The organism is Paenibacillus dendritiformis (genome assembly GCF_945605565.1).
GTDB lineage: Bacteria > Bacillota > Bacilli > Paenibacillales > Paenibacillaceae > Paenibacillus_B > Paenibacillus_B dendritiformis_A.
This window is the reverse complement of sequence record NZ_OX216966.1, coordinates 1,738,750-1,755,178: the sequence shown is the minus strand read 5'-3', so window position 1 is coordinate 1,755,178 and position 16,429 is coordinate 1,738,750. Positions and strand designations below refer to the sequence as shown.

Here is a 16,429-nt window from a genome sequence, read left to right as displayed (position 1 = left end):
ATCGCCTCCTTCTATACAGTAAAATAATCGCCGTTCGGCAAAGAGCGGCTCATCCGGGAAGATATAAGCTGCCACCAGTCGGCCAATGTGGGGCGTTCCGCCAGCTCCGCGAAGCTTACCTCGGCTCCGCCCCGGCGCCAGCGTTCGATCAGGCTCATAATCCGGATCGAGTCCAGTCCCCAGATATGAATCAGGTTGTCATCATCCGCAATTCGGGACGGATGCTCCTGCAGCAGTCCGGCCACTTCTGCGCGCACCGCTTGCCGCGTCAATGGCAAGGGCTCTCCTTCGCACGGGGCCTGAAGGCTCGGCTCAGACGCCGGAGCGGATTCAGAAATAGACGCCGAATCCCCCAGCCGGGCCAGGTCCTCGACGAGACGCCGGGTCGTGATCGTGACCGCGCAGCGTTCGGCGGCGTAAGCGAGAGCCATCCGATGCTTGTCTGCCGAGAAATCCGCGACAGCGTCGGCGACGAAGAAGGGCTGCACATCCTGCATGAAGGCTTCGCATGCGGTCATGAGACATCCAATATGCGCATAAATGCCGCACACAATCAATTGATCCCGGCCCTGCTGGCGCAGGATATCGAGCAGCTCTGTCTTTTGAAACGCGCTGTACCGCCATTTCGTCACCACGATATCCTGCTCGCCGGGAGCCAGCGCTTCCACGATTTTTTTCTGATCTGGCCCGTCGTTCATGCCCGGTCCCCAGAAATCGCATAGCAATCCGCGGCGTTCGGGGCTCTGTCCGCCGGGCTGGGCCGAGTACACGACAGGGACGCCGAGAGCGGCGCATTGCGCGCGAAGCTTCCGGATGTTCTCTAATAATTCCGGGACAGGCGATTCATACGCGTTGAAAGCGTCGACGAAGTATTGCTGCATATCGTGAATCAGAAGAACGGCCCGCTTCGGATCGGGCGTCCAGGCCGCCTTGTTCGCCGGCAGGTCCGACTCCGCAGGCATCTGATAAGACAATATAGAAGGAAGAGCCATGACATCTCCTCTTTTCATTGTTATTTTTACAGATTGGCGAGCGCGTTCTGCTTATTGGCAATGAACTCGCGCAGCGCCTTTTTACTTACCTTGCCAACCCCCGTCTTGGGGAACGAATCCGTGAACTCCACCCGATCGGGGATTTTGTAAGCCGCTACCCCTCGCTCCCTCAGGAAGGCTTTCAGTTCAGCAGCCGTCAGCGGCGAGGACGGATAAGGAATAACGAATGCGCAGGTGCGCTCCCCGAGGAACTCGTCCGGCATCGCCACCATCGCCGCATCATGCACGCCGGGATGGGCCAGAAGGTGATTCTCTACCTCTTCGGCCGCCACCTTGTCTCCGCCGCGATTAATTTGGTCTTTCGCCCGGCCTTCAATGACCAGATATCCGGATGGGGTCAATCGGGCCATGTCGCCCGTACGGTAAAATCCGTCGGTCGTGAACGCCCTGGCGTTATGCTTCTCGGCCTTGTAATAGCCGCGGATGGTGTAAGGCCCGCGCGTCAGCAGATGCCCCGTATCCCCCGGCCCGACATCGCAGTCATCGTCATCGACCAGCCGGATTTCATCATATGGCGACATCGGCCGACCTTGCGTATTCACGACAATGTCTTCCGGATCATCCAGCCTCGTGTAATTCACCAGCCCTTCGGCCATTCCATAGACCTGCTGCAGCGTGCAGCCCATCGCGTCGCGCACCCGCTTGGCCGCCTCCGCGCTGAACTTGGCTCCGCCTACCTGCAGCACCTGAAGAGAAGACAGGTCATCACGGCGGGATCCCGCCGCATCAAGCCAGATCAAGGCCAGCGGCGGCACGACGGCCGTGATCGTGACGCCCTCCTTCGCGATAAGAGGGAAGGCGATGTCAGGGCTGGCTCCAGACGCCAGCACAACCTTGCCGCCCGCATAGAGCGTTCCCAGCGTTCCCGGCGAGCTGAGCGGGTAGTTATGGGCGACGGGAAGCACCGCCAAATAGACGCTGTTCTCATCCAGAGCGCAGATCTCGGCGCTCACCCGCAGACTGTAGATGTAATCATCATGCGAGCGGGGAATCAGCTTAGGAAGCCCGGTCGTCCCGCCGGAAAGCTGGAAAAAGGCGGCATCCTCAGGCCGGGGCCCCTCGATGTCGTCCGCAGGCTCGGCATATAGATCGTCCAGCGCCGCGTACTTCTCCGGATTCCCCGCCACAATCACGTGGCGTAATCCTGGAGCCGCCTCCCGCACCTGTTCGGCAAGCTCCCGGTAATCAAATCCCGTGTCGATATCAGGGATAATATAAGCCGCCGCTTCCGTGAATTCGCATAAATAGACGATCTCGCTCTTGCGGTGCGCCGGCAAGGAGAAGACGGGCAGCGCACCCAACCGGAACAGCGCAAAAATAACTTCAAAAAATTGCGGAATATTCGGCAGCTGAACGATAACCCGATCCCGCGGCCGTATCCCCAAGCTGCGGAATCCGGCAGCGAGCCGGTCCGCGCTGGCGTCAAGCTCCGCATAGCTTATCCGCCGATCGCCGCTGACGATCGCAACGCGTTCCCCGTGAGCCGCGGCGCGCTGCCTCAGCATTCCGCCGAACGTCTCTCCGCGCCAGCATCCCAGCTGGCGGTACCGTTCGGCCCATTCTTCCGGCCATGCAGGACATCCCGGCAGCAGCATGCTCATCCCTCCTTCACCGTCGACAGTTGTTCTTGATCCAGTCCCATGGCAAGCAGCAGCGTGCGGAACTTGGCCGATGTCTCCGCAAGCTCCGAAGCCGCGTTCGAGCCGGCGACGATTCCCGCTCCGGCGAACAGGCGCAGCGTCCGTCCTTCCGCCTCCGCGCACCGGATCGTAACGGCCCACTCCCCGTCTCCATTCGCATCGCACCAACCGACCGCGCCCGTATAGTACGCCCGATCGAAGGGCTCGATCTCCTCAATTGCGGCACGGGCCAGATCCGTGGGCGTTCCGCAAATAGCGGGCGTTGGATGAAGCGCCATGGCCAACTCCAGCGACGAGACCGCAGGATCGGCAAGCTCCCCGGTTATGTTGGTCGAGAGATGCCACATGGTCTTCGTCTGCACGAGCGACGGCCCGGCGGGAACATGCAATGCTCGGCAATAGGGACGCAACGCGGCGACGACCGCATCGATCACGACTTCATGCTCATGCCGGTCCTTGCCGGAGGCCAGCAGCGCGGCCGCCCTGCGCTTGTCCTCGTTCGGATCATCGCTGCGGGCCGCGGAGCCTGCCAACGGATTAGCCGTCACCCGCCCCCCTGTCTTCGTGACGAGCAGCTCCGGGCTGGCCCCGATTAGCGTGCGGGGACCTGTGCGACCCGTGCGCGCTTCCGCCGCTCCGTCATCTTCCGCCGCCAAATTGACCGCAAACGTATAACCATGGGCATTATGGCGAGCCAAATTGCGCAGGAGTTGATGGACATCGACCGCTTCCGGCGCCGTCATGCGCAGCGTTCTCGACAGGACCACCTTCTGAAGCGCGCCTTCGCCAAGGCGGGCCAAGGCTTCGTTCACGCCATCCATAAATCTCTCCGGCTCCGGAATCGGCTGGACCTCCCATGCCGATGCCACGGGCCGTTCCCGCGGCAGGCCGGCATCGAAGCGCAAAGGTCCTGCCCACTGCACATCGCTCGGCACGATAAGCTGCGCGGGCTTCGCAGGAGCGAATGGAATCGCGCCAGCGACAAGCGGCATCGCATGGCCTGCCTGTCTCGCCACGGCCAGAAGCGCCGCCGCGCGCTCGGGCAGGCGATGGCAGCCGTCCAGCCCCTCCTGAACGGGCACCCGCGCCCATTCTCCCCGCGCCAGCAAGGTCCGTTCCGGCGAAGAAAAAAAGAAGGACGTTCCCGTCCGGTATTGTTCCAGCAGCTGCGCGGCAGACGCCGCAAGAGCCGCATCGTCATATTTCAGCATTTCAACCGTCTCCCTTCCATCTATCTCAGCACCCCAAGGTCGCACCGCCATCGACGCACAATTCATGCATCGTAATATGCCGCGCCCGGTCGGATACGAGGAAGATTACCGCATCGGCAATATCTGAGGGCATGGCCAGCTTGTGAAGCGGGATTCCCAAGCGGAACGCCTCCGGCGAGCCGGCAATGACTCCCGCCGCGCTGTCCTCGCCGCTCCAAAGCGCCCGCTGCATAGCCGTGTCCGTGGAACCGGGCGCTACGATGTTGCAGCGGATATTGTTCCGGGCGTACTCCAGCCCGAGACATTTGGTGAACATAGCTGCGGCCGCCTTCGAAGCCGCATAGGCTGACATATGCATCCGCGGCACCCCGGCCGCGTTCGACCCCACGGTCACAATGGAGCCGGAACCGCGGAGCGCCATCCGTCTGACGACGGTGCGGGACACATAAAATACGCCGTTGACGTTGACCCTGAAGGTCTCCTGCCAATCCTCATCGCTAAGCGAGTCGATGGGCCCTGCCCGCAGCAGTCCTGCCACATTGACGACGATCTCAATCGGACCCAGCTCCTGTTCGATTCGCTCCACCGCTTTTTCTACGGCCGACCGGTCCCCCACGTCTGCCGGGTATGCCGCGGCACGGAGATTGCCGGAGCCGCTCAGCTCGGCGGCGAGCTTCTCGACGCCCGCGGCATTCCGATCGACGGCCGCGACGATCGCCCCGAGTCCGGCAAGCGCCCGCGCCACCGCTTCCCCGATGCCTTGGGCAGCGCCGGTAACCAATGCGACTTTTCCCTTGATGCCTGCATACTCCATCTTAGTCAACCCCTCATTGTTGCTCCGGATGCAAGGCGAACCGCAATGCCCGGCTGATCAGAATCGGCAGCACCGAGACATGCCCTTCATCTTCAAATTCCTTATATACGGCGCTCACTCCCAAATCGGAGAGAGAAGACAGTCGTTCCGCAAGCTCCCTGGCGCTGTCGCAATTGCGGGCGACATGGCTTTTCTCCTGTTCCCCGACTCCGAGCAGCAGCCGGACGTTGACGGATTCCTCCCGCACACGGGCCTTGAATATCCGCTCCTGTTCAAGCAAATATTCCTTGCTCCAATGGATGGACGGACTGCCTGCAATATAGTGCCGGAACGCGTCCGGCTTCGTAAACAACGCATAGAGCACGAACAGACCGCCGAGGGAGTGTCCGAAAATCGTCTGCCGGTTCCGGTCAATCCGGAACTCGCTTGCGATCTGCGGCTTCAGCTCCTCCTCGATGAACTGGAGGAACGCCGCTGCTCCGCCTTGTTCAGGCAGCTCTGCTCCATCGGATCTGCGCCTGTACTCCGTATTGGGAACCGGCGTGTAATCGTAAAAGCGATTCGGCGCATAAGAAGCCTCCGTCTCATAGCCAATTCCTACAATGATCGCCGGAGCCACCCCCGTCTTGTCAGGACGGCGGCTCTGCAGGCGCACCGCCTCGACCATCGTTCCGAATACCGAGTTGCCGTCCAGCAAATAGATAACCGGGTAGCCCGAAGGAGGGGGTTCCCCCTCCGGCTGCGCCACGATAATCCGGTAGGTTCGGTTCTCGGCCCGCGAACGCAGCGTCCATTGCTCCGCGTGGGGAATGCCGACCTGGCGGCGCGCAAGATGATCAAGCGAAATCATGTTCCGTGTCATATTGTCATCCCCCCGCTCATTGCGTCAGCAGCCGAACTGTGTCGTCTACAATTTTCTCGTAAGCGATAAGCCCGCTGCCAAGCCAATATTTATTGCTAACTTCGTACACATGGCCCTCCTTGACGGCAGGGATGCTCTTCCAGATTGGACTGTCCATCATTTCTGTCATGCGCTCTGTCCCTTGGTTATAGGCATTGAGGACAAAAATATAGTCTGCGTCCAAGTCCGGAAGAATCTCCATAGATATGCTGGCGCTATTCTCATTCCCTACGAGATTGGATATCCCGAGCTCCAGATCGCGGTGCACGACATAACCGCACAAGTATTGGCCGCCCATCAGGCTGACGCCTTTGTGGGCAAAGCGGATAATCGCCACCTTTTTGTCTCCGACCGCTTCCTTCAGCTTTTCCCGAGCTTCCTTCACTTTTTGCTGATAAGCCTCCAGCGCCTTATTGGCTTCCTCGGTTTTGCCGAGCAGTTCTCCAATGGCAGTGAGGGATTTCTCAATATTTCCGGAAGCATTTTTGAATACATAGGTTGGCGCAATCTTGGAGTAGGCTTCATAGTTCCCGTTCTGGGCATAGGTCTCCGTATGCAAAATAATCAGCTCGGGATTGTAAGCCATTAACGTTTCCGGCGATGGCAGCCCTGCCGAGAAATCAAGCTTCGGCACGTCCTTCAATTCGTCTTGCAGGTAATCGTGTCCCATGCTGCCGTTGGACCATTGTGCTACCGGCTTGACGCCCAGCTTAAGCAAGGAGTCTTCCATGTTGGGAGCGAAAATGTTCTTGGGCTCGGCGGGAATGTTGATTTCATGGCCAAGCTCGTCCGTTACCGTCCGCTCGCCGCCGGAAGGCTTCGCGCCGCTGTCCCCCGCTGCCGCAGACACTTCCGTGACGGTTGTGGAACTTGGCTGGCCGGTCGGCGCGGCTTTGCTCTCCGACGTAGAGCAGGCCGCCAGCACGCTTCCCAGAAGCACGCAGCACAGCAATCCCGACATGCGGGCCATGAAGCGGGACTTGGCATGAACTAAAGATGTTGACACGGTATATCTCCCCCTAAGTGATAATGATTCTCATTCGACCTGAGTATAGATCAGGTGGCGAAGGATTCACCATAGCCGTTATCCAGAAAACCATTTGGACAATTTCCTGTAAACAGCAGCAAGGCTTCATCAAGCATCCGCGTGATGGCGACTGCCGAATATTCGCACCACGGGTCGGAGGCAATGGGATAGACATACCGGTTCTTCACCGCTGTCAGCTTCCGCCATTCGGGTGAATGCTGCAGCGCCAGCCAGAAGGCGCGGGACGCCGCTTCGGGACATATCAGGACCAGAATTCGGTCGGGGGCAAGCTCCGCCACTTGCTCCAATGTCAACGGCGGACCGCTGGACGCGCCGCGCCGGCACGCGGATTCCAGCTTGAGGTCGTGATAGAGCACCTCCTCCAGTCCGCGATTCCCGTAGATATGGATGCGGTGCCCATAGATGCGCAGAGCGAGTATCCTGTCCTGTCCCAACACTTCGCCAATCTGTGTCCGGGCGGACTGAACCCTCTGCTCATATCGATCTATCCATTGCGCCGCCTTGTCTTCTCTATTTAAAAAATGGCCAATCTTCTGCAGTTGATCTCGCCAGCCGTCTTGTGCCGACACCATGAGAGAGGGAGCAATCTCATTCACTTTCGCCTTCTCCAGAGAAGTGAGATGATCGGTGCCAATAATCGCATCGGGACGAGCCTGCACCAGCTTGTTCAGATTCACTTCGAACGGGCGATAGGCATAAGGAGCGGTAAGCATCAGATGGGATCGAATTTCCGTTCGCAAGGCGTGGTAGTAATGAGGCGTCCACTTCGGGTCGAGCGGCGCCGCCACCGGCATGACATCCAGCGCAAGCAATTGCCCGATCAACGCAGAGGAGCAGGCGGCGATATGCCGCCTCGCATTCTTCGCGAAGTCGGACGGAGACACACCGACTTCTTTCTTGAATTTGCGGCTAAAGTAGAATTCGTCCTTATACCCAACCTTCAGGGCAATATCGCGCAGACGCTCTCCGGATTCCGCCAAATAACGCTTCGCGTGGTTCATGCGCACGGCCGTCAAGTAATCCATGGCGCTTAGGCCGTAGGTTTTCTTGAAGAGATCGACAAAATATTTGGGGCTGATATTGGCCATCCGCGCCAGTTGCCCGATCGACAGCGATTCGTCATAATGCTGATCCATAAATTCTTTGATCGCATTCAACTCGGTTTTCCGGCTCCGGTCAGGCGTTCGCAGGCTTCTGTCTGTCGGCAGCTCTTTTTTTGAAACCACGGGGAACCTCCTTTTGCTAATATAAGATGAGCATGAAGCATAGGATGGTAGTTGCATTTCCTATGACATTGATGATAATGATAATCATTATCATCAATTAAATTACCATAAGTATCCACCCTAGTCAATCAAATTATGGAAGAATCGTGGCCATGAAAATCGAATGAGATCGAAGAAATGGAGTTGGCAAAAAGGAATTTTCAATTCATAGCGGACATGATTGTATCTTCGCCGGCCGGATGCTATCCTATCTCCATATCCACTTGATGGCAACAAATGGATTGCATACCCGTTGTGAGGTGAAGTCATGAAAAATATCATTTTGGAAGAGTTCTCGCCCGTCTGCCCCATTCAAGCGTTTGTGGAGGAATATGAGGACTGCGTTTATTTTTATTTATGGAACTACCCGGGCGAGGAATATGCGAGCGTTCGCGCCTGCTGGGTCAGGAATTACGGGCCGGCGCCGGAGTCCCTCGACGTGGAAGCGATGGGCCATGGCCGGGCTCCGATGCTGCCGAGAGACTGCTGCGCCCATCCCGATGGGGCCGAGCGGCTTGATCCCGAACAGCTCGCTGTCGTCTGGTTCGAGGAAGGCGATGCCGCCGCCCTGCTCTATCGGGATGAGATCGTAAGCGTCATCCCCGGATGGGCCGGTTCGTCCGGAGACGAACACAGTTATCCCGGCTATGCGAGGGACTGCATCGGGGAGTCGAACCTGTGCTTCCCGCTGGGGACGCCCGATTCGAACGCGTTGTTCCGGCGCATCGAGCTCGCCAAGCAGTTCTGGCAGAGCTGGGACGAGCATACCTGGACAGGCTTGCAGCAGCAGTATCTGGAGGCTATCGAATCCGGACTCGGTCCCGTCACGAACTACTATGCCATCGACGGCGGCAACTGGCCCCCGCGAGCTATGGTTACCGTCGAGCAGGGGGACGTCACCTATGTCGTGACATTGGGGACATCGATTCTGCCGCAGCCGAAGGTGGAGCAATATACGGAGACGCCGGAGCTGCTGCGGAGGTTCGAGTTCGCCTTCGCCTGCGATTCGCGCTGGCTGGCCGAGCATGGGAAGCCGATGCTGCAGTACATTAGCGGGCAGACCAACCTGCCCTGGACCTATCTTACGTTCGTCGCCAATGGACATACGATTCCATGCGGCGAGATCGGCCTCAGTCACGAGCGCTTCACTGCGGTGGCGCTTGCCCAGCCGCCGCATGCGCCGGCTGTAGCCCTTCCGGAGATCGGCGGCGATCCGCTCAATCTGCTCTGGATGATTCCGATTACGGAGGAAGAGCGGCACTATGCCGAGGAGCAGGGTACGGAGCGCTTGTTCGAGCGCGCGTCCGCCCCGGAGGAATGGATATTCAACGGGGAAGCCAAATTCTCGCTATAATCGAAGACGCTCCCTCGAACGCAGGATATTCTGTGCTCGATGGGGCGTCGCTTTGTTATGCCGGCAGCATCAAGCGGCGCGCGCCTTTTGCCGCCGCTCATGGCTCATGGGCGCATGCGTCAAGCGGCCGTCTCCGATTGCGCCCCGCCGGGATTGGGCAGGAAGCAAAGACAGAGGAAGGCGGTCAGCGCCATTCCTCCGCTTGCCGCCACCGACACGGCGAAGGCGCGGACATAATCGGGCAAGTCCGCTTCGCCGGGACCCAGCGAGGCGGAGAACACGATGCCGATGAGCGCCACTCCAAGCGAATTGGCCAAATACATCAAGGTCGTGAACAGACCCGAACCGGTTCCGGCCTCTTGTGCCGGCACCGTACCGAGAACGACATTGACGAGAGGCGTTGTAACCAGGCCGAGTCCCAGTCCATAGGCGAGCAGAATCAAAACATTGCGGACATGCAGCAGATCCGCCGCGTCGATCGTCAGCGAGCCGATGAACAGGAGACAACTGGCCCCGACCGTCAGCGCGCCTATTTTCAACACGGGCAGCCCCCAGCGCCGGACGATGCGGGCCGACAGCAGCGAAGTCAGGAAGAGCCCGGCGCCCAGAGGCAGGAATACGAGACTGGCATATTGCACACCCCGATGCAGCCCGTACTGCACGTAATAGCTTACGATAAAGAAAAAGGAAAATAGGCTGAGGTAGATGACAACGACAGCCGCCATCCCCGCGCGGAAGGAGCGATGCTTGAAGATAGACAAATCGACGAGCGGGACCGCCCCGCGCTTCCGCTTCCGCAATTCTACCATGACAAATGCCGCGAGCAGCGGCAGCGCGGCCAGGAGACAGAGCCAGGTCCATGCCGTCCACCCTTGCTTCTGCCCCTCAGACAACGGATAGACAACCAAGAACAATCCGCCCATAAGCAGGACAGTCCCGGCCCAATCAAGGCCGTGCGCCTGCTCCCCCCGCGACTCGGGAACCATCGGCAGAAGCAGCAGAACGAGAAGCCCGAACGGCACATTGAAAAAGAACACGGTCCGCCAGCCGAGGTCGAACAGATTCCAATTAACGAGAACTCCGCCCAGAATTAGGCCGCTGGCGAAGCCGAAGCCGATCATGGCGCCGTACACGCCGAACGCGAGCGGCTTCTCCCGCTGGGTGAAGCTGACCTGCATGATGGACAGCACCTGGGGCTGAATAAAAGCCGCAGCCAGCCCCTGCACGATCCGTATGGCAATAAGAAGCGCCGGCTCCAAAGTCAAGCCGCCCAGCGCAGCCATGAGCGTGAACCCGCTCACGCCGATAAATAGCATCCGCTTTCTCCCGTACCTATCCCCTAGCTTCCCGCTGGCCATCAGCGCCACCGCCAGCCCGAGCGAGAACCCGGTCACGATCAGCTGGGCCTCCGCGAAGCTGGCATGAAGGCTGCGCTGCATAGACGGCAGGGCGACCTGTATCATATACGTATTCAACGAAATCAGCAGCGTCGGCAGCAAAATGACCGCTAGCGCATACCAGCGGCGCGGATTCGCCTGCTGCTCCGGCTTATCCTCCGTTGATAATGTGGCCGTTAGTGGTGTGGGCATCGCAATTCCTCCTTTTACCGCATCCGTAATCATGCATGGGCGAACGCCGCCGCACTGCCATTTCCTGTGGGTTACAGGCAATCGGCATACTCCGTTTTCCCCGATCGTGCCCCTCCTTGACAACATGGATCTGGCGGAATACCTTGCGACAGCAGAACTAATAATGATTATCATTCACAATCAGTATTGGCGCTACCTGCAGCGGTAGTTTTTTCCCCTGCGGAAGGAGCCGGACAGACCAAAAACCCCTTCAAACCGTCACGGCTTGAAGGGGTTGATTTCAGCTTATCCCTAGTTACGGTTCTGACCCAACGAAGGCAAAGCCCAGCTCGATCCCTGCGAGAATCATATGCCGCATCTCCGTCAAGCCAGCTCTTCCTGGGCGACCTCCGTCTCCAGTCCCGAGGTGTTCACGACAGTGATGCTCAGCGCATCGAATCCATTGCGCTTCGCTTCCGCGAAGCTGCAGCGTTCCCCGCTAATCAGCCCCAGTTGCCCTTCCTCATCCACATCTTCCGCAAATTCCTCATCCCAATCGACATTATAAAAAACGGTGATGCGAATCTCGAACGTATCCTCCCCATCGGGATCGATATACGGAAGGAGCTGCGTCCGGCCGTTCCGCTGCTCGTCCGAATACGTGTCGCACAGCATCGCATCATACCCGTGTCTGCAGCCGTCAAACAGGACGTACCGTTGGCCGGTAACGACATCCTCGGCGACGATCAGTTGAGGCGCGAACTCGGTTGCCGTAATCAACTCCTCCATCAGTTCCCCATAGTAGAATAAATAAAATTGGGTATGGCCCTCCGGAGTCTGGAGCTTGCTCGTCCATTCCTCCTCTCTCCAAGCTCCCGGATTCACTGGCACGGTAATTCCTTCGAGATAGGCCGGTCCCGGTCTGTATTGATGCTGAACCGTCATGGGTTCACATCCTTTCCTTGTTCCATGGATAGGGTGACCAGCTTGGCTTCCGCATCCACATCCAGCTTCACGAGGATGCCCAGCTTATCCTTGAACAGCTTCGTAATATTGATATACGGATCTATGACCTCGCTTTGACCGCCTCCGGTATGCCGGGTCATGCCTGCGGCAATAATCTCCTTCATATAATCGCGATCGATGGGCGCTTCCGGATCATAGGTATAGATAAGACGGCCCTTGCCGTCATGGAATTGATAGATCTGCTTCGAATCCCGCGCATTCTCGTACTGGCGGACCTCCGTTACATACTTGTCCCGTTCCCCTCCATATTGAATCTTTCCGGCAAGATACGGATTGTCATCGGATGGCTCCGGCTCGAACTCTTTATAGGCAAGCTGGAACAAATAGTTGATGTCGCTTCTCTCCGCTTGATAATAGAACTGCCGATCCTCCCCCCGCTTATCCATGGCGGCGAAGCTGCTGATAAGAGGCCAGACATCGTATTTCCGCCCATCGACCTCTATCGCAAGCGCGTACCGTGTCAACACAACCTCCCCCTGGAACAAGCCGAAGGTGCGTCCAATGAAATAAGCGGGAATAAGCAGCACTGCGATGATGCCCAGCACAATCCCAAGTTTGGCGCCTTTTTTCATCTCGATTCCTCCATTGCTGTCTTTCAAGTATCCTTATGCAGCAGTCCGCGCAGCGTCTTGACCATGGCCGCTCTATTTTTCGCCTCTTTCATATAGGCAGGCAGCGTATGCGAAGCCGTCCGCATCATGCCGGTGCCCGGCTTCTCCCGCAGATCGGCCGATATGTAGTCGATGAGATAGTGTAGGTGGTCCCGGTTCAGCGCCCATACCGGCTTGCCGCGGAACATGTCGAGGTAATACAGGTCCAAATGGAATACCGGATCGCGCCCCTGCCGGATATCGAAATCATACCCTCTGCACGTCAGCGTCCTGCGCAGCGGCACCTGATTCATGGCAGAGCAGTGAGGACATCGGATATGAATCATGCGCTGCGCAAGCTGCTTCCTGTCCTTCACTTCCTCGTTGAACCATCTCTCGCACGATTCGCATACTCCGCTGGCCGCATACCGGTATGCTTCAGGCTCTTTCTCATGATGGAAGCATGCCGTGCACCTTACCTCTCTCCGCTCCTCTCCCTGATAGATGAAGGCGAGACCTCCGCATTGCGGACATTTCACCGCCACTTGCTCACCGCGATGAAGCACGGCGCCGAAAGCGTATTTGTATCCCGGTTCATCCCGGAAACGTTCCATTGCTGGCCTCCCTCCTTGCGAACGGTAGCCGACCGTATATACAGCAAAAGTATATGACACCCGCCGTCCCTAACACAATAGACCTGCCGTACCAGAATACAATCGGCTTTTTTACGATGGAAAGCGGCCTTTCCCGCGAAATGTTTGCATTAGGCGCCTGTTGTTTTACAAAAGCTTATCTTCCGCTTGATGTTGGTTTAGCTTTGTTTGTTTATAACTAATAGATCGATTTGATAAAGCTCCTGAACCGTATTACATCGCCCTAATGCCTAATATGTGATATTATGGAAGCGAACTAATTTAGCTGCCAACGTATGGAATACGCAGAAACAAAATCGCCAGCCGCGAAGCACGCGCTGTCCGAGTCTCCTTGGTAATTAGGAGAAGCGGATGGCGCGTGCTTTTTTCAGGATACTTTCGGAATTGAATGGCAGCCAAATATGTTACAATGAGGAGGAGATAAGGTGAAAACAGCTGATGTGCAGCAATTACACAGACTTAACCCGAAAAACGATTTTCTGTTCAAGCGCTTGTTTGGCGAAAAGGAAGGCAAGCGCTTGCTGATTGGCTTGTTAAATGCCATACTCCGGCGCGAGGGCGCACAGATGATCACCGATGTGTCTATTATAGAAGATACAAAGCTCGCCCGTGAGTTAGTGGAAGATAAGGAAGCGGTGCTGGATATTTTATGTGAAGTCGATGGCCGTGAAAAAGTAAATGTCGAAATGCAAGTGCGCCGCTTTGTTCGAATGGACTATCGAAGTTTATTCTATGTAGGCAAGCTGCTGACCGAATCGCTTCATCATGGGGATCCTTATGACCGTTTGCAGCGGTCCATAGGGGTAAATATTCTCGACCATCATTATCTTCCGCTGGAGAAGTTTCATAGTACCTTTCATTTATATGAGGATGAAGAGCGCAGCTATATGCTGACCGACATATTGGAGCTCCATTTTATCGAATGCCCGAAATTCCGGCGCCTGCCCTTTGATATCCGCGATCCGTTGCATCGCTGGCTGAGGTTTTTGGATCAACAGACAACAACCGAACAATTGGAGGAGTTGATGACGGTGGATGAGCTATTTAAGGAAGCCGAGGCCCGTCTCTCGTATTTGGCGAGCGATGAGGAGACAAGGCGGCGTTATGCCCTGCGGGAAAAGGCGTTGCATGATCGCGCCAGCCTGCTGAACGATGCGCGTACAGCCGGACTTAAAGAAGGAATTAAAGAAGGAATTAAAGAAGGGATTAACAACACGGCAATAAATATGTTGAAAGAAGGACTGGATGCCGCCCTTATCTGCCGCATAACAGGGCTTGATGCTGCCCAGATTGAACGGTTGAAGGAAAATAGGATGTGCAAGCCGGAAACGAACGGACAGGCGGAGATCACATAAGCGTTAAGCAGGTTGCCGCGGCAGCCTGCTTCTTTTTCGTGGGAAGGTTACATCGGCTTGCTTGAAGCCTCACCCGTTATTCTGCATCGCGCTGCTCTCGCTCTGCGCCCAACTGCTCCAGCCGCTTCCTGTATTCGCTCGGATTGCAGCCGTAATGCTTGCGGAACGCGGCTGTAAAATTGCTCGCATTGCTGTAGCCGACAGCGACCGCGGCCTCGCTCACATTCATCCGATCGGCTTCCATATACCGCAAGGCCTTCTCCATCCGCTCCTTGCGCACCAGCTCGAATACCGTCATGCCGAACAGCTCGCGGAAGCCGGTCTTCAGCTTGAATTCATTCAGCCCGGACTGTCTCGCCAGCTGCCGGATGGAGAGAGGCTGCTCGCAATGGTCGAGGACAAGCTGCCTCGCTTCGCGCAGCTTGATGATATCGTCGCGGCTCAACGAGCGCTGCCGCGGTCCGCCCGTCACATCGAGCCCGTCCGCCTCGCCGAACAAGGCGATGAACTCCATTGCCTTGCTCTCCATATATAGGCGCTTCATCGTGCCTTGATATGTGCACTGAAGCAGATCCAGCACGCATTTGCGGATGGCCGGGGAATCCGGATAGCGGTCGATTCTTCCCCGATGGCGCCGGAGCCAGGTCTCCATTTTCTGCTTCTCCGCCGTATCCCCTGCATACCGGAACAACTCATCTGGAGAAAGGCGGATCTCCAGCAATTGATGGCGATGACCGGCCTTCTTCTCCTCGTATACTTCAATGTCCTCCAGGTACAGGACGTTGCCCGTCTGCTTCTCCGTGAGGCTGTCCTTGCCGCCCCACTCGCAGTAGATCTCCCCGCTTACGCAATAGCTTAGCTCGAACAGCCGGCAAGCCTCCTGAATGCGAAGCATCATATTTTGCTCGTACGTCACGTCCGTCATTATGATCTCCATGCCCGGACGAATCCGCAGCCGCGTAATCGAGCCGATGCCAATATGAGAAGGGAGAACAAGCTGCTGCTCGCCGCCTGTATGCTGAACCCGGCCGTCGACCACTTCGGCAAGCCGGTCGAAATAATCATGAACCTCCGTAATCAATACATCCTGAGCCATCATGGACCTCCTCTCCACGGGATGAGAATGATTATCACTCATTCGATGTCATTGTACGGGGTTTGGCGATGTTTTTCAACCTGCCTCGAGTTCGCCTTCCATACGTTACGGCTTGGACCACCGTTCGAGCTCCACCGTTGCCTATGCCTGCGATGCTGTGACCGCGCTCTTATTTCTTGTTTCTTCTATATAGATCAATCGATTTATAGCCCTCGGCCAGCACGGTTTTCATTTCGGCCAGTCTCTTGTCCTGCGTTTCCTTTTTCTTCGCGCTGTATACATACCGCGCCCAGTCTTTCTGGTAGCCGGGAGTCAATTGATTGTACCGCTGTGCTATTTCCTCGTCGTTCTGCAAATAGGACTTGATGTCTTCCACACGGTCGACATAATCATCCACGCATTGGCTCGCTTTCGTTGTGGCTGAGCTCGCCGCCTTCTTCGCCTGGGATTTCAGCCCGATGACGGTAAACACGTCGTTCAGGCTCACCATGCGGGCGAACTTAATCGGGCTGCCCTTCACATATCCATCCTCGTCCATAGGGACTTCGGCGAAGAAGCTGTCCCGCTCAATATATTCCGCGTACTTCGGATTATTTTTCTTCGGATAGGCGAAGAACAGATACCCGCCCTCTTCGAGCAGCTGCTGTTCAATCACCTGATTCAGCTGGCTCACGAACTCCTCCAAGTTGAAGATGAACGTAAAAATGAGACTGTATTTCTCTTCGACCGCCGATGTGTCGTACTCCAGCTCATCGAAATCGGCGATATCGTCCGGCTTGCCCAAAATCAGCTTCGTCGAATATTTGCGGAGATTCAATTTTTCAATAATGGTTTTCGCGGAGTTGTTCATGGCTGT

The 16,429-nt window shown here is 56.9% G+C and carries 15 protein-coding genes; 2 read left to right on the top strand and 13 right to left on the bottom strand.

Going from position 1 to position 16,429, the window contains the following annotated elements; translation table 11 throughout:
- Positions 1–11: 11 nt before the first annotated feature.
- The 7 genes from NNL35_RS07560 to NNL35_RS07530 are packed head-to-tail and all read right to left on the bottom strand — an operon-like array spanning position 12 to position 7,892.
- Positions 12–992: an isochorismatase gene (locus NNL35_RS07560; RefSeq protein WP_006679477.1), complete on the bottom strand. Its 981-nt coding sequence runs from the start codon at positions 990–992 to the stop codon at positions 12–14.
- Between the two features lie 26 nt (positions 993–1,018).
- The gene (locus NNL35_RS07555) at positions 1,019–2,653 is read right to left on the bottom strand and encodes a (2,3-dihydroxybenzoyl)adenylate synthase (RefSeq protein WP_006679478.1); all 1,635 of its coding nucleotides are present in this window, start codon (positions 2,651–2,653) and stop codon (positions 1,019–1,021) included.
- Entirely contained in the window at positions 2,650–3,903 is a 1,254-nt protein-coding gene (dhbC, locus tag NNL35_RS07550) for an isochorismate synthase DhbC (protein WP_006679479.1), read from the bottom strand. Before dhbC ends, NNL35_RS07555 begins: the two co-directional genes overlap by 4 nt.
- A 25-nt stretch (positions 3,904–3,928) precedes the next feature.
- Entirely contained in the window at positions 3,929–4,717 is a 789-nt protein-coding gene (locus NNL35_RS07545; RefSeq protein WP_006679480.1) for a 2,3-dihydro-2,3-dihydroxybenzoate dehydrogenase, read from the bottom strand.
- 13 nt (positions 4,718–4,730) lie between these two features.
- Positions 4,731–5,579 (bottom strand): alpha/beta hydrolase, encoded by an 849-nt coding sequence (locus NNL35_RS07540; protein ID WP_006679481.1) that lies wholly within the window; start codon positions 5,577–5,579, stop codon positions 4,731–4,733.
- A 16-nt stretch (positions 5,580–5,595) separates the two neighbouring features.
- Entirely contained in the window at positions 5,596–6,624 is a 1,029-nt protein-coding gene (locus tag NNL35_RS07535; RefSeq protein ID WP_006679482.1) for an ABC transporter substrate-binding protein, read from the bottom strand.
- A gap of 50 nt (positions 6,625–6,674) precedes the next feature.
- A complete protein-coding gene (locus NNL35_RS07530; protein ID WP_006679483.1) occupies positions 6,675–7,892 on the bottom strand; it encodes an ABC transporter substrate-binding protein in 1,218 nt (405 codons plus the stop codon).
- A gap of 307 nt (positions 7,893–8,199) precedes the next feature.
- Between NNL35_RS07530 and NNL35_RS07525 the strand changes: the two genes are divergently transcribed.
- Positions 8,200–9,285, top strand: a complete 1,086-nt coding sequence (locus NNL35_RS07525; RefSeq protein ID WP_006679484.1) for a suppressor of fused domain protein — start codon at positions 8,200–8,202, stop codon at positions 9,283–9,285.
- Between the two features lie 119 nt (positions 9,286–9,404).
- Here the strand turns inward: NNL35_RS07525 and NNL35_RS07520 are convergent, their stop codons facing one another.
- The 4 genes from NNL35_RS07520 to NNL35_RS07505 all read right to left on the bottom strand — a co-directional run bounded on the left by NNL35_RS07520 (position 9,405) and on the right by NNL35_RS07505 (position 13,083).
- Positions 9,405–10,874, bottom strand: a complete 1,470-nt coding sequence (locus NNL35_RS07520) for an MFS transporter (protein ID WP_006679485.1) — start codon at positions 10,872–10,874, stop codon at positions 9,405–9,407.
- 363 nt (positions 10,875–11,237) lie between these two features.
- On the bottom strand, positions 11,238–11,798 hold the full coding sequence (locus NNL35_RS07515) for a hypothetical protein (RefSeq protein WP_006679486.1): 561 nt from the start codon (positions 11,796–11,798) through the stop codon (positions 11,238–11,240).
- Positions 11,795–12,451 (bottom strand): hypothetical protein, encoded by a 657-nt coding sequence (locus NNL35_RS07510; protein WP_006679487.1) that lies wholly within the window; start codon positions 12,449–12,451, stop codon positions 11,795–11,797. The genes NNL35_RS07515 and NNL35_RS07510 overlap by 4 nt, the downstream gene beginning before the upstream one ends.
- 23 nt (positions 12,452–12,474) lie before the next feature.
- Positions 12,475–13,083, bottom strand: a complete 609-nt coding sequence (locus tag NNL35_RS07505; RefSeq protein WP_006679488.1) for a hypothetical protein — start codon at positions 13,081–13,083, stop codon at positions 12,475–12,477.
- A gap of 464 nt (positions 13,084–13,547) precedes the next feature.
- Here NNL35_RS07505 and NNL35_RS07500 point away from each other — a divergent pair, with 464 nt between their 5' ends.
- A complete protein-coding gene (locus NNL35_RS07500; protein WP_006679489.1) occupies positions 13,548–14,477 on the top strand; it encodes an Rpn family recombination-promoting nuclease/putative transposase in 930 nt (309 codons plus the stop codon).
- 76 nt (positions 14,478–14,553) lie between these two features.
- On the opposite strand, the gene NNL35_RS07495 is transcribed toward NNL35_RS07500, so the two are convergent.
- Together NNL35_RS07495 and NNL35_RS07490 are read right to left on the bottom strand one after the other, a co-directional pair.
- Positions 14,554–15,573 carry an AraC family transcriptional regulator gene (locus tag NNL35_RS07495; protein ID WP_006679490.1) on the bottom strand — a complete coding sequence of 340 codons (1,020 nt, stop codon included), beginning with the start codon at positions 15,571–15,573 and terminating at the stop codon, positions 14,554–14,556.
- A gap of 169 nt (positions 15,574–15,742) precedes the next feature.
- Positions 15,743–16,423 carry a YdeI/OmpD-associated family protein gene (locus NNL35_RS07490; protein WP_006679491.1) on the bottom strand — a complete coding sequence of 227 codons (681 nt, stop codon included), beginning with the start codon at positions 16,421–16,423 and terminating at the stop codon, positions 15,743–15,745.
- Positions 16,424–16,429: the final 6 nt, after the last annotated feature.

What these genes read in the sequence shown, in the direction of transcription:
- NNL35_RS07560 (WP_006679477.1), bottom strand. Translation starts at nt 992, where the DNA reads ATGGCTCTTCCTTCTATATTGTCTTATCAGATGCCTGCGGAGTCGGAC.
- NNL35_RS07555 (WP_006679478.1), bottom strand. Translation starts at nt 2,653, where the DNA reads ATGAGCATGCTGCTGCCGGGATGTCCTGCATGGCCGGAAGAATGGGCC.
- dhbC (WP_006679479.1), bottom strand. Translation starts at nt 3,903, where the DNA reads ATGCTGAAATATGACGATGCGGCTCTTGCGGCGTCTGCCGCGCAGCTG.
- NNL35_RS07545 (WP_006679480.1), bottom strand. Translation starts at nt 4,717, where the DNA reads ATGGAGTATGCAGGCATCAAGGGAAAAGTCGCATTGGTTACCGGCGCT.
- NNL35_RS07540 (WP_006679481.1), bottom strand. Translation starts at nt 5,579, where the DNA reads ATGACACGGAACATGATTTCGCTTGATCATCTTGCGCGCCGCCAGGTC.
- NNL35_RS07525 (WP_006679484.1), top strand. Translation starts at nt 8,200, where the DNA reads ATGAAAAATATCATTTTGGAAGAGTTCTCGCCCGTCTGCCCCATTCAA.
- NNL35_RS07520 (WP_006679485.1), bottom strand. Translation starts at nt 10,874, where the DNA reads ATGCCCACACCACTAACGGCCACATTATCAACGGAGGATAAGCCGGAG.
- NNL35_RS07515 (WP_006679486.1), bottom strand. Translation starts at nt 11,798, where the DNA reads ATGACGGTTCAGCATCAATACAGACCGGGACCGGCCTATCTCGAAGGA.
- NNL35_RS07510 (WP_006679487.1), bottom strand. Translation starts at nt 12,451, where the DNA reads ATGAAAAAAGGCGCCAAACTTGGGATTGTGCTGGGCATCATCGCAGTG.
- NNL35_RS07505 (WP_006679488.1), bottom strand. Translation starts at nt 13,083, where the DNA reads ATGGAACGTTTCCGGGATGAACCGGGATACAAATACGCTTTCGGCGCC.
- NNL35_RS07495 (WP_006679490.1), bottom strand. Translation starts at nt 15,573, where the DNA reads ATGGCTCAGGATGTATTGATTACGGAGGTTCATGATTATTTCGACCGG.
- NNL35_RS07490 (WP_006679491.1), bottom strand. Translation starts at nt 16,423, where the DNA reads ATGAACAACTCCGCGAAAACCATTATTGAAAAATTGAATCTCCGCAAA.